Below are 13,054 nucleotides of genomic sequence, written 5' to 3'. Positions count from 1 at the left end.
CCTTATTGATAAGACTCATCTTCGATGCGCACAACACACCTTACTGCTGCATACTCATTTCTCATCTGATCATATTCGTTTCTAGCATTAAATCTTGCTGAATAACGACCACTACTCTTAGTGTTCGATTCTCCAAAATTCAGCATATAGATAGGAGTTTCTCGAGAAAGGCTCCATCTTACGTAGTCAACCGCAGTTCCATCATTATCAAGAGATGACTTTAGCGCTCCAGCGTGTGTGCTTGAATATGTGGCATATGTATCCGTTGCTGGGTCAACAGATTCAACAAAGTCGTAGAAATACTCTCTACTTGCAGGAGAAATATAACGGTTACGAGCAATTGAAATTTCAGACATCCCATCAGAAAAAATCTGACTATCACCAACAGGGAAATTTGGAATATCCATTGATGATGGATCAAGACTAAAGTCCGTTACAAAAGTTTCAAGAGAAATCGACATATTATCCAAACTCTCAGAACATAAACTTCCCTGACATTCCAGCGGTAAACCTAGAATTGGGTTAAAGTAGCGGCCACGACGAGGGTCTGTTGAGATATCTTGTGCACGATTAATAACATCCTGATCCCACTTAATGGCCAGAGTGTCATTAATTGAAAGCTTAGGCGCAAAATTATCTTGCCCAAAGTCTAAGAAGAACCCGTCACCATTTCTATAATAACTAACACTTCCTGGGTCCAATGAGTTTACAGATTCTGCAACTCCCGTATTCACGTTTCCAAATAGGTCAAAGATAGGTGTAAAGGCACCGTTTACAAGATAGTTACCACCTCTTGCACCACCTGGTTCAACAAATGAACAACGCCCAGTATCAGTATCAGACATAACCCAAGAAATTAAAGTATTAAGATAGTTAGCACCATTTGGCACCTCAACAGAGTTTGAAGCAAGTCCTGCTCCAAGCATTAGCTTTTCACTATCAAAACCACAAAAGATTTGTTCTGATGAAATTTCCGCCTTATTTCCAATAATATCTTGGACACCAAAGCGAGATGTACAAGCTTGAGTCGTAAATTGTGCCCCACCATTATCATAGAAACTTGAGCCAGTAATAAATGGTACACGACGCGGAGTCGTCACTGTTCCCTGATAACTACTCGGCATATTGATCATTAGGCGATCACCTGACCTTTGCTGATTTGTCGCTGCTCCACTGATAACATCTCTATCGTAGACGTTACATGAATTTTGAAAATTCACACCACTTGTTACAGGAGCATCATTTCTTGTTCCTGTCTCAACTTCAGCTACAGCTGCTTCATCAAAGTCTTTAGGATAACGACTTGCCGTAATCCCTTCTCCACGACGCATAAGCCTCTTTTCTCTTACCGGGCCAATTTGCTTAAATTCTTCTGCGTCATCATCATATGTTCCAATCTTTACTTCATATGAATTACAAACACGATTGGCCTGCGTCTGACTAAGCCCCGTTAATGGAGGAAGCTTTGAATCATTAGAAGAGAAAACACGAGATAGTTTTGTATCTCCACGATAGCGTGGTGATGTATCAACATTTGTATAAGCAGGACTAGGAGTTGCATTAATTCCTGAATCAAATAACTTATTATTAGTAAGAATATCATTCATCGACATATCAAGAATGTCGACATCATCTACCCCATGAGCAAGTGTTGAAAGATTATTTACAGCAAGCCATCTCGGCTTAAGCTTATCACCGTCAGTTGAATCCGAAACAGGAATATTAATCATACAACGAGATGGTCCAAGTGTGTTTTTATTTCTCAGGTTATTACCATCAGCAAGGGCGGCACCACCAGCTCCTCTGTAGTAACCATGACTAATACGATCTTCATAAGTCTTTAAAGCATTACGAGAGTAGTAAACTGCCGCAAACTCACTTTGCACATTATAAGAAGCATAACTTCCATTTCCTCCATAAGGATTAAAGAAGTTTGTCGCAATATTGGCCGGATCAGTACAATCAGTAAAATCACCACTAACTCCTGGTGCAACAAAATCTCTACGATCAGCAGTATCCGGATCGCTACATGTAGTACTTGTAATTGCAATTGAAGCTGTATCTTCACCAAAGCAATCACCTACACGAAGTTGACTACGATCTGTATAAGACTCGCCAGTATTTGGGTGATTAACACCAGAAGTGTACCCCGGAGAATTTCCGTTAAAGCAACCCACAAAACCAGAACCTAGATCATTAGAACCTGTAAAATTAGGAATTGTTCCAGAGAAATTACTTCTTTCATATGCGTAATCCCCTCTCGTAAAATTACAACCTAGCTCAAAACGGTCAATTAGCATACTTGGACCAAAATCATAAACTGTTGAACCTTTAATCCATGGAGATGTTAGACCTCTCGCCCCAACCCCATTCCAAGAACAAGTATATTTCTGGCTAATATCTCTTGAATGAACCTTTCCAAGTTCACGACATTGCTGACGGTTTGCCATAAAACGGTGAACAAGGGCCATATTTTCAGGAGGAAGGACAACCTTAATAATATGCTGAGGGTTAGTTGTCTCTCTTTCATACTCGAGCTCAACTCCTCTAAAAACTGGAACGACTTTATAGTAGTAAACACGAGCGTGATTAAAGTCATCACCCGCTTGAATATGCTTTACAGAATAGTCTGTAAACATCACGGCACGATATGTTTCAAGTACCTCATTAGTACGACTTCTTTCCGTGTAATCAACTGGGTGAAGTAAACCTTTATTCGTCAGAGTTTGGTAATCAAAGTCACCACTTGTGATATCTTTCCAAGTGATTTTATTATCATCAGAGCGATAAACACGATATCCAATTTTATGATCTTTCTTTTGTAAACCAGTTTCATAGGCATCTATGAAAGTTTGCATCGAAAGTGTTCCACTTGTAAACGTTACATCCTTCCAAGCGATACGAATGATACCAGAGTTCGAGTATTGATGTAGTGAGTTTGTTGTCACTCCATCTTTAGATCCATAAGCACCACTAAATTGAGTACTACCATTTGCAATACCAAATTGATCTTCAAAACCACTTGTAGGAGCTAGTGTAGCAGGATCTACTTCTACTTCAATTGGTTGTCCACTATCATTTAAAGTTTCTAAAATATAGTCTTTTTTACGATCAGGTCCCGTTGGAGTAACCATTCCATTTGCTTTAGGACCAATGGCAAAAATATCAACCCACTCTTCAAATCTTGGCTTAGGTACTTCAATCTTACACTCACCTAATCCAGTATTGATATCTGCATAAATCGGAGATGCTCCGTCAATATAAGGAAGAACACCAAATTGATAAATCTTACCTGGAACAAGAGATGGAATTGTATATGTATAAGTTGTCGCAACAATATTATCAACTCTAGTATAGGCAGGGTCATTTGCTAGAGCATCTGTATACTTAAATACTTTCCCATCTTTTTCTTTATAGAAAACAGCATACTTGTCATAGATACCACCAGTAGGAGCATCCCAGCTTACTGTAATGTAATCGGCACCAGTGTTACATGCATTAATTACACCAGGAAATTGTTCCACAGTAGGAACCTTAACAATTGGAGTAATACACTTTACGATCGCGTTATCAACATCATTAAGTGAAAAGTTATTTCCTGTAACACTAGGAACGGCCGCAAAACAATATTCTTTATCAGCAACAGTATCCCCGGCTCCAAAAAAGTTTCCTTGGATACGTACACTTGTATATGCACCAAATCCTGCATAGTCTCCTGGGTTATCATCTAATCTGATAAGTCCATCACACGATGCCTTACCACTTGCATTTGCAACATTAAAATTCAAAAGTGTTGGACTCGCATCACCTTCACCCTCATAACAGTAAATATCAAATCCATTTAGAAACCCTGTTTCAATAACAGGTGGATCAAAATTAATTGTAATTTGATTAAGGTTGTTAATATCTTGTGGACTCTGAATCCCTAAAATTCCAGAAAAAGAAGCAAGCTTTGGAATTGCACGGTAGAAAACAGGTTTTCCAATTATTCTTTCACCATCACCACATGTTAGAGTTCGACAAGCAATCGCAAAAGTTAGGTAGTAATCATACTCTTCTAAACTCCCTATCCTTTTTGAAAATTCTTCTGCATCAGCTGTTCTGTAATCACCGGCCAAGTTAAGAGGATCAATAATTGAAGCATCAATTTCTTCAGGAATTCTTGCTCTTACAAGATCAACGTCTTCCTCGGCTTCACCAAGTTTATAATTATAAATTCTATAATTTTCAAATGGCCCTACTGCAGGGGCCCAAGTTAAATCAATTGAAGTTAGACCTAGATTCTTGTCTGGTGTTGTTGCTCTTAGAGATAGGGTATCCCAGTCAAAAAGCCCTCCTGAACCTAAAGTGGTAACAGAAATAATTTTATTATTTTCTTCAAAACGATATCCTTGTGTATCTTGATAAATACCGTAACTCTTATGAATAGATCTAACTCTGAAATAATACTGCTTGCCAGGCATTAATCCCGTAACTTGTCTTTCTCTTTCAGTTGTTCCACCTGTTGAAGCCGTTACTTCGCCAGGCTTTAGATCTCTTTGAATCGCAGGATGTGTATTATTAAATAAGTCCGAAATTGTTCCATCATCAGCAGCGATGTATGAAACCTCATAAGCGATTGGATCGTTAGGCATAGGATTATAAGTTGATCCTAGAGTCACAGCTGGTACCCATTTTACAAGAACAGTATTTTGGCCAGCAGCACCTACCAATGGCTCAACACTCGAAATACCAGCGAAGTCCGCAGTAAAATTTGAAAATGTTTTAGCACTTAATGTTGCATCGTTCTCACTCTGACTTCCAGTACTTCCGTCTCTTACACCAACAGAAAATGTATATTCAGTGTTTACATTTAAGTTTCTTACAGTGAAACGATACATCCCTTCATCATTAACTGATAAAGAGTCGGCTTTAACTTCAATAGGAATCGTCGCATCGTTAACTTTAATAAGATAAGTTAACTCAGAAGCAGGTCCAGTCGCAGGAAAGAAATAAACTTCAATCTTATCATTTGAAATTGGTATGACTTTTGAAATACCGGCAAATTGAAATGTCTGCCTACCACTTTCAGCGTTTCTTGCTTTTTCAAGATTAGCGTCTTCTACTTTTCCAACACAACCAGCAAGTAATAATAAACTTAGTACAATAGATAGAAATTTCATAAATTACTCAACCACCAGTGTTTGAATACTATTGTTATATTCAGAGTATTTGTCTTCTTGGTACAGATAAGTTAGTGCACCAAAGTAATATGTCCCAGGCGGAATAAAAGGAATTGTTATACCAACAGCATTCTCTTCGGCCTCAAATCTTAAGTAATCATTATTCCCATTTACAGCATCACTAAAACTAAAAGTTCCAGTGGTTGTCTTCATAAAGACAACATATCGGTCGTAGACACCCTCTTCAGGAGGAGTCCATGAAATAGCTGCGGAATTATTTGAACTATCAAAATATAAAGAACTGATTCCAGTAAAGTCTTCATATGTAGGAGTCATTACCTGCGGAACAATACAGCTAACTACTTCTGAGTCACGGTTAGGTGTAACAACGTCACCAACGTAAACGAATGGTAATAAAGCAAAGCAGTACTCTTCAGTCGAGTTAATGTCGATCCCTCTAATTGAAACTTCTGTTCCATTAGTAAAATCGAGAGTTGATGGATTTAGCGATGTAGGGTTATTACCATCTGGAAAGTTAATGAATGTATCAATAAATGGCTCACCAGTACTTCTCCCTTTTACTTCAATTAACATCCCATCAATTACACCACTAGCTAGATCTACAGGTTCAAAGCTTAAGTAGATTTCGTTAAGGGCCCAATGGTATCGTGGATTATTAATTTCAGTAATTCCTGAAAAGCTTACAAGCGGAGGGCTTGTACGATAAACGTTCGGAGAATTATATATAATTGACTTCCCCGGAGAACATAAAGAATCTAAACACATAATAAGATATACTTCATAAGAAGTATAAGGCTCTAGCTCAACAAGCTTTGACTTACTATCCTCGTATGTAACTTGCTTACAAAAGTAAGCCGGATCTGTCGTTTCCTGACCATTACAAATATCATCGCGACTATTCTTATATGTCGACCACGCCTCACCTGTTCCATTTTCTTTATAGTAGATTCGGTAATGATCGATTGCTCCGATCCCTGTTGCCCAACTTAAATCAAGAGAGGTTTTTCCAGTACTATTACTAGGAGTTGTTACTTCAAAAGAATCTAGATCAACTTGTATGTCCCCCACGCTATCACTTAGTGTAGTAGCTGATAGGTAGTTATTATTCTTTTCATAATAATAACTTGGATCAGAACTAAATTTACTAAATCCGTGGTGAATACCTCTAACTCTCACATAATAAGTTGTACCTGGAAGAAGACCATTTACCTGTTGAGAAATCTTTTTTCCATCAACATAGTTTACAATACGAGTTGGTGCTGTAAATGAAGTGTCGTCGAACGCAACTGGTGTTGCTGTATCAGAATTAATTAAAACAACTTCATACTTTGAAACATCCGAATCTTCAGGAATGTATCCACCAGTTCTCTCTGCCGCTGGCCATTCAATTAATAGAGAGTTTTTCGAAGCTCCACCTGACAGATTTTTAATGCTACCAATACCAGTAAAGTTAGCTGTTTGATTTGAATAAGTTGCTACAGACTTAAAAGCGTCATTAACTGACTGCTGCCCTTTATCGTCTTTAGCCTGAACGTTAAAAACATATTGTTCATTAATATTTAAACCAGTAACTGTGTAACGAAGAAAACCACGATAATCAGGAACAAGAGTACGCCCAGGTACTGTAATTGGAGCAATCGCACCATCGTAGTTAATGATATAAGTAACTTTTAAAGGATCAAGATTTGAAGGTGGAAAATATATTTCAACTTTATCATGTGCAACGGCCATTGCATCCTGAATACCAGTGTAATTAATGACTGTTTCTCCGTCATTAATCCCCTTTGTTAATTCAGAATTTGCATCCTCAACCTTTCCAACACAACCAAAAAGTAAAAAACATCCTAACAGAAAGTAAATTCTATTCATTCGATAACCCATTTTATTTACATTAATTAAAAATAACGCTACGCTTCTCATTCAAAATTGTAGTTTAAAAAGAGAATTATTTTAAGTGCCTAAAATTAAAGGAAAATATTACCGAACGCATATTTAGTTTAGTATTTGTTCAACCTTACCGCTCCCCAACCGATGCCATGACAAACTTAAAGTTAAGAAATCTGAGGCCGCATAATTTCAGGCGGAAAAAAGTGTCGACCTGAGAAGAAATTAACCTAAGTAGTTAAAAATAGTAAAATTTTGGTAATCAATATTTACAAAGGTGAATAAATGAACATTTTTTCTTTAATTGGTTTGGTCCTCTCTGCGGTAATTCTCTTTGCAGGTTTAAGGATGTCATCAAGTGACTTAAAACTTTTCTTCGATGGCCCTTCCCTCTTCATTGTACTTGGAGGAACTTTTGCTGCGACTTCAGTAGCATTTCAACTTAATAAAATTGGAGCTCTCCTTAAGATTTTCATCAAACAATTTCTTGGTGGGAAAATGGTGGACTCTCCAGGTGTTATTAAAGAGATCATGCAAATTTGTGAAGCTTATCGTTCAGGCGAAGCTGCTGAAAACCTTCCTGGTAAAGCATCCGATGAATTTCTAAAAGAAGGACTTGAGTTAATTGCAGATGGATTTCTTCAAAAGGAAAAAATTATTGAGATCCTTGAGCAAAGAGCTGTCAATATGAATCAGCTTAGAAGTGAAGATACTAGAAAGATTAAAACTCTTGGAAAATTTCCACCGGCTTTTGGGATGATGGGGACAACAATTGGGATGATCGTACTTCTTGCAAACCTTGGTGGAGCAGATGCTATGAAGATGATTGGACCGGCCATGGGTGTTTGTCTTATTACAACTCTTTATGGAGTTATCATTGCAAACCTTGGATTTATCCCAATTAGTGAAAACCTTGAAGAGATTCAAAGACAAATGGAAGCTAAAGACAATATCGTTCTTGAAGGTATTAAACATATTCTAGAAAAGTCTAATCCAGTACTAGTTGCAGAAGAGCTTAACTCTTTCCTTGCACCTAATGAAAGATTAGACTGGAAATCTGCGAGTTAATAATGGCAATTAAAAAGAAAGTTCAAAATCAGGGCGGCGGAGATGACGAGAGTGGTTGGCTAGTATCGTATGCAGATATGATGACTCTAATTGCTTGTTTCTTCATCCTGATGATGGCATTTGCAAATTATGATCCTGTCGGTTTCAACAAAAAGGCCAAGGATCTTTCGACTTCTTTTCAAAAGGGAAAATTTAAAAGCTCGGAAGTTAAGCTTAATGAGCTTACAGAAGAAATTTCAAAGCACCCTGAATTAGAGAAGAATAGTAAGATTTCCATTGTAGATAATGAACTCATCATATCATTTTCAAGTAGTATTCTTTTCCCTGAAGGAAGTACAGAGCTTAATAAGAGTAGTATGCAATCACTTGATACAATGATTGATATTATCAGAACTAAGAATCCTAATTATCGAATTATGATTGAGGGGCACACTGACTCTGATGAGAGAAGTATTGCTCCGGGCATCGAAGGTCCTTGGCAATTAGGAGCAGTAAGAGCAGCTAAAGTTCTTTCTCGTTTTGAGTACTTTGGTTTCCCTCCTAGCACGCTAGCAGCAACGACAAAGGGTGACTCTGAGCCACTTATAACTCCAGAAGAGTTAGAGAAACTAAAAGAAAAAAATAAGAATAAAATTTTCTTTAACCCAAACAGAAGAGTTATTATTAAAGTTGTAGAACCTAAAGATCCAAAATCGAAAATCAAATTTGGATTCGGAATATATTTTAATGACAAAAAATAAACTTAGAGACTTTATAAAATTTATCGTTGTATTTGTCGTATTCTTAGGAGTGACAATTCCAACTTACCTATTCCTTAACCCTTCGGTGGCACAAGAGAGAATAGATAAAATGGATTACGACAAATGCATTCAACAAGATAAAATAACAAAGTATCAATCATGTCTTCGACGTGATCTTACACAAATTATTTCTGTTGCTAGGCCAATAGATATTAATTCGATTGAAAGTTTCATTCACTCTCTCTATGATCGTGACTTAAAAAATAGTTCAACAAATGAAGATCAAAGTATTGCTGCTCTACTCTATTTAGAAAATATGGCGATTTACTTCAATAGTATGAGAGAGATTGAAATTGCACGTAATAATATCACGTTCCTTGACGTGTTTTTTATTGGTAAAGCAAGAGAAGACCTATCTAAGCGATATAAGAAGTTTATGAGTACGATTGATAATCTGGATTTTAGGGCCCTTCCTGTTGATATTGCTTACCGTAAGGATATGGCCCTGAAGCTATTAGCTAAGTTTGAAAGTAATTAGAACTCCATATTATTTGAGCTCCATTCATCAGACTCAACAGCTCTTTTCTGATTACTAAGTACTTTTGCATTCACTGGCTGATTTCCTTTAAATTGAACAACATGACGTGTAGCACTTGCTGGTGCTCGCGTCTTAGCATTATCAACTTCTGCCATCATCTTACGACCCATTCGTGTAATCGTTTCAGTACTTGCTCTATTGTGCTCATCTAAACGCTTCTGGTATTCATTTTCAATTTGGGCCAGCTTCGTTTTATATTCTAGTGCAGACATTTTTAAATTTTTAAGACTTTCAATTTCTAAATTAGCTTTTGCTAGATCTGTTTTACTTTTTGCAATAATGGCATTCAAGGAATCCACATGAGCGACTTTACTCTTAAGAGTTTCTTTTGAAATCTCTTGAATCTTCTTGTCTGCCATATATTTCATCGAGTCCATTTGCAGATTAGCAACCTTTTGAGTTAATGAAGCATTCGCTTCTTTTAACTTTGCTACTTCTGAAGACTTTTTATATTGCCCAACACCCATAAGAACTGCACAAACAGCAAGGGCCACGTTCGTCAGATTAAAAGAAGAGCTCCCCTTTTTAGCCTTCTTTGACTTACGAGACGTGCCGGCTTTCTTGGCCTTACCGTTGTTAATTACATTTTTGTGAGTTGGTCTAAATTCTTGTAGTGTTTTCATAATCAAATTATAAAAGTGATATGAGACTTAACGAAGAACTTCATTGGGACATCAATCAAATCAGATACTTAGTGTAGAAAACACTAGTTTTAAGGCGGCTAAATTCTGTGGCAGTTATACCTAATAGCCGATGAATCTCGCTGCAAACTGCTTGGCCAGAGGATATAAAATTAAATGCATGATTGTAATTACGGCCATTGAAGCAATAAGAAGCATATAAGGAAACGAATTAGTTAACTCAATCTCTTCCGCATTCCCGTTTGCATTCTCAGAATGAACTAGGTTGAAGTCGTTTCTCATTGTATTCTCCTTGCATGCGCTTAGGAAGGGGCTTTCACCCTTTGTTCTATTGTATCGCACAAATCCATTAAATAAAACCTAGTTAATCACTGCGTCATCTAAGATACTGTAATTACGTTTAAGAATTCAAGAAAGCGGCATTAAATTTCATAAAATTTAACCATTTATGATTTATTTGGTACTGTAGGTAGATTTTATAATTAATTGAACAATTCTAAGGGTTTAGATATGAATGAAATGCAAAAAGAGATTGTAGAGGGACTTAAGCGCTTTCGCCTAGAGAAAATCGAGCCACATATGGAGCACGATGATTTCGAAGGAAAGTTTCGCATGGAAATCTTCAATGAACTTGGAGAGCTAGGTTTTACAGGAATGACTGTTTCTGAAGAATACGGTGGACTTGATCTTCCAGTTCAAGACTATAGTTATGCACTTGAAGAAATTGCAAAGTCATCAGTGGCCTATGCTGTGACAATTTCTGTTTCATCAATGGTTCAATCAATTCTAAATACTTTTGGAAATGAAGAACAAAAACAAAAATACCTTCCAGAACTAACTAGTGGTCAGGCCATTGGAGCTTTTGCTCTTTCAGAGTCTGGAGCAGGTTCAGATGCTGCAGGTCTTAAGACGACAGCAAAGAAAGTTGAAGGTGGCTATATCTTAAATGGTTCTAAACTTTGGATCACTTCAGGTGGAATTGCGAAAACATATATTGTAATGGCAAGAACAGGTGGAGAAGGAGCAAAAGGTGTTTCTGCATTTATCGTAGAAGACGGAATGGAAGGATTCTCATACGGTAAAAAAGAAAGAAAAATGGGATGGAATATCTCACCTACTCGTGAACTTCTATTTGAAAACTGTTTTGTTCCTGACGCTAACCTTCTTCAAAAAGAAGGTGAAGGTTTCAAAGTTGCAATGAGTGGGCTTGATAAAGGTCGAATCGCAATTGGATCAATCTCTGTCGGTTGTGCTCAACGTGCACTAGATGAAGCAATTAAATACTCACTAGAAAGACAACAATTTAAACAAGCAATCTTTGACTTCCAAGGACTACAGTTCATGATGGCCGATATGGCCTGTGATGTCGAAGCTGCAAGACTACTTGTTCAAGCTGCTGCAAAATCAATTGATGACGGAGCTTCAAATCAAAAGCTTGCTTCAATGGCAAAGATGCGTGCAAGTGATACAGCAATGAAAGTTACGACTGATGCTGTTCAAATTCTTGGTGGAGTTGGTTATACAAAAGAGTATCCAGTCGAGAGATTTATGAGAGATGCAAAAGTTCTTCAAATTGTTGAAGGAACAAACCAAATTCAAAAAGTGGTTATCTCTCGTCTTCTAAAGAAGGAATACGGAGCCTAATGAAAGTTTCAATTAATTCCTTTATTCAACATAAAGACAAGTCAGAGCAAATTCTAGAGGAAATTGAAAACTTTCAATCAAACCCTCGTTTTGAATTTGTTTCAAAATTAAATGAAGAATATTATCAACAACAGTGTGTTGATATCTTTTCTAAATTTAATTCTCGACGTGACTTTGTCCAAGTAGGAATTGGTGGAAGTGCACTTGGGCCTGAGATGCTAGTAAGCGCACTAAGAAAAGATATGAAACGTCGTTTTCATTTCTTTAATAATATTGATCCAGACGATACAAAGGAACTACTAGATAGTATCGATTTAAAGAACTCTCTAATCTATGTTGTATCAAAGTCTGGTGGTACTGCTGAAACACTTGCTTCTTTTGCAATTCTTGCAAATGAATTAGTACAGTCAGGAGTCGCCGAAGAAGATTTAAAAAATTATTTTGTATTTGCAAGTGACCCAGATAACTCACAACTAAGAGATCTTGGAGATGAGCTAGGTATTACAACTTTGGCAATCCCATCAAATATTGGTGGGCGTTTTAGTGTTTTAACTCCTGTAGGCTTATTACCTGCTCTCTTTGCTGGAATTGATATTCAAGCTCTTTGCAAAAGCGGTTTCGAATATGGACAGTCACTAAAAGAATCATCAGAACTAAAAGAAGTAACTTCAACATTTCTAAATCATCTTGAACAAGGCTATGACCAAACTATTATTATGCCTTATTCGAGTAAGATGAGAGACTTTGCATTTTGGTTTGTACAGCTATGGGCAGAGAGTCTTGGGAAGAAGAAAGAAGATGGAACAAGAATTGGTATAACTCCAATTCCTTCTTATGGTGCTACTGATCAACATTCACAAATGCAATTATTCATGGAAGGCCCGTTAAATAAAGTAATGATCCTCGTCCATGTAAAAGAGTTCGCAAACAATTTTGAATTAAGAAATTCATTCAATCATCCGAAATTACAAAAACTCGGAAAGTACACACTGAAGAATTTAATCGATTCAGAATTCTACGGAACTCAAAAAGCTTTAACAGAACAAAGAGTTCCACATATTACTTTTGAAATAGAAACACTAAATGAAGTAAATTTGGCCAAGTTGATTGTATTCTTCGAGTACCTGACAGCTATCACAGGTTATTGCCTAAATATTGATCCGTTTAACCAACCAGGAGTTGAGGCCGGAAAAATATATAGCTTTGAATGGCTTGATAACCTATGAGAAATACACGATTTAGACAGATAGAAATGTTTTCCAATCTTGATTAAAATCGGGGCGCTAGTTAAAATCA

General features: G+C 37.0%; 9 protein-coding genes. 5 read left to right on the top strand and 4 right to left on the bottom strand.

The genetic code is table 11. From position 1 onward, the window contains the following. Positions 1-2 precede the first annotated feature (2 nt). Both C0Z22_RS00385 and C0Z22_RS00380 read right to left on the bottom strand, forming a co-directional pair. Positions 3-5,162: a fibronectin type III domain-containing protein gene (locus C0Z22_RS00385; protein WP_103216346.1), complete on the bottom strand. Its 5,160-nt coding sequence runs from the start codon at positions 5,160-5,162 to the stop codon at positions 3-5. Positions 5,163-5,165: 3 nt separating this feature from the next. Beyond that, positions 5,166-7,052: a hypothetical protein gene (locus tag C0Z22_RS00380; protein WP_103216345.1), complete on the bottom strand. Its 1,887-nt coding sequence runs from the start codon at positions 7,050-7,052 to the stop codon at positions 5,166-5,168. A 300-nt stretch (positions 7,053-7,352) separates the two neighbouring features. On the opposite strand from C0Z22_RS00380, the gene C0Z22_RS00375 reads away from it, so the two are divergent. Genes C0Z22_RS00375 through C0Z22_RS00365 form a run of 3 tightly spaced genes read left to right on the top strand, consistent with a single transcriptional unit; the run spans position 7,353 to position 9,413 of the window. Then, entirely contained in the window at positions 7,353-8,135 is a 783-nt protein-coding gene (locus C0Z22_RS00375; RefSeq protein ID WP_103216344.1) for a motility protein A, read from the top strand. 2 nt (positions 8,136-8,137) lie between these two features. Further along, positions 8,138-8,875 (top strand): OmpA family protein, encoded by a 738-nt coding sequence (locus C0Z22_RS00370; protein ID WP_103216343.1) that lies wholly within the window; start codon positions 8,138-8,140, stop codon positions 8,873-8,875. Next, entirely contained in the window at positions 8,862-9,413 is a 552-nt protein-coding gene (locus tag C0Z22_RS00365) for a hypothetical protein (RefSeq protein WP_103216342.1), read from the top strand. The genes C0Z22_RS00370 and C0Z22_RS00365 overlap by 14 nt, the downstream gene beginning before the upstream one ends. Here the strand turns inward: C0Z22_RS00365 and C0Z22_RS00360 are convergent. Together C0Z22_RS00360 and C0Z22_RS00355 are read right to left on the bottom strand one after the other, a co-directional pair. Beyond that, positions 9,410-10,096, bottom strand: a complete 687-nt coding sequence (locus C0Z22_RS00360; protein ID WP_146037734.1) for a hypothetical protein — start codon at positions 10,094-10,096, stop codon at positions 9,410-9,412. The genes C0Z22_RS00365 and C0Z22_RS00360 overlap by 4 nt on opposite strands. Positions 10,097-10,216: 120 nt before the next feature. After that, entirely contained in the window at positions 10,217-10,396 is a 180-nt protein-coding gene (locus tag C0Z22_RS00355) for a hypothetical protein (RefSeq protein WP_103216340.1), read from the bottom strand. Positions 10,397-10,624: 228 nt separating this feature from the next. On the opposite strand from C0Z22_RS00355, the gene C0Z22_RS00350 reads away from it, so the two are divergent. Both C0Z22_RS00350 and C0Z22_RS00345 read left to right on the top strand, forming a co-directional pair. Further along, the gene (locus C0Z22_RS00350; RefSeq protein WP_103216339.1) at positions 10,625-11,758 is read left to right on the top strand and encodes an acyl-CoA dehydrogenase family protein; all 1,134 of its coding nucleotides are present in this window, start codon (positions 10,625-10,627) and stop codon (positions 11,756-11,758) included. Further along, complete coding sequence (locus tag C0Z22_RS00345) at positions 11,758-12,984, top strand: hypothetical protein (RefSeq protein ID WP_103216338.1); 1,227 nt, start codon at positions 11,758-11,760, stop codon at positions 12,982-12,984. Before C0Z22_RS00350 ends, C0Z22_RS00345 begins: the two co-directional genes overlap by 1 nt. The last annotated feature ends 70 nt before the right edge of the window (positions 12,985-13,054 follow it).

It is taken from the genome of Halobacteriovorax sp. DA5, from assembly GCF_002903145.1.
In the GTDB taxonomy this organism is placed as follows: domain Bacteria; phylum Bdellovibrionota; class Bacteriovoracia; order Bacteriovoracales; family Bacteriovoracaceae; genus Halobacteriovorax_A.
Note: the sequence above shows the minus strand (reverse complement) of the source record. Positions and strands in the feature narration are given on the sequence as shown.

Bases quoted from the DNA above. Each gene is read 5' to 3' on its own strand.
- C0Z22_RS00385 (WP_103216346.1), bottom strand. From the start codon at position 5,162: ATGAAATTTCTATCTATTGTACTAAGTTTATTATTACTTGCTGGTTGT.
- C0Z22_RS00380 (WP_103216345.1), bottom strand. From the start codon at position 7,052: ATGAATAGAATTTACTTTCTGTTAGGATGTTTTTTACTTTTTGGTTGT.
- C0Z22_RS00375 (WP_103216344.1), top strand. From the start codon at position 7,353: ATGAACATTTTTTCTTTAATTGGTTTGGTCCTCTCTGCGGTAATTCTC.
- C0Z22_RS00370 (WP_103216343.1), top strand. From the start codon at position 8,138: ATGGCAATTAAAAAGAAAGTTCAAAATCAGGGCGGCGGAGATGACGAG.
- C0Z22_RS00365 (WP_103216342.1), top strand. From the start codon at position 8,862: ATGACAAAAAATAAACTTAGAGACTTTATAAAATTTATCGTTGTATTT.
- C0Z22_RS00360 (WP_146037734.1), bottom strand. From the start codon at position 10,096: ATGAAAACACTACAAGAATTTAGACCAACTCACAAAAATGTAATTAAC.
- C0Z22_RS00355 (WP_103216340.1), bottom strand. From the start codon at position 10,396: ATGAGAAACGACTTCAACCTAGTTCATTCTGAGAATGCAAACGGGAAT.
- C0Z22_RS00350 (WP_103216339.1), top strand. From the start codon at position 10,625: ATGAATGAAATGCAAAAAGAGATTGTAGAGGGACTTAAGCGCTTTCGC.
- C0Z22_RS00345 (WP_103216338.1), top strand. From the start codon at position 11,758: ATGAAAGTTTCAATTAATTCCTTTATTCAACATAAAGACAAGTCAGAG.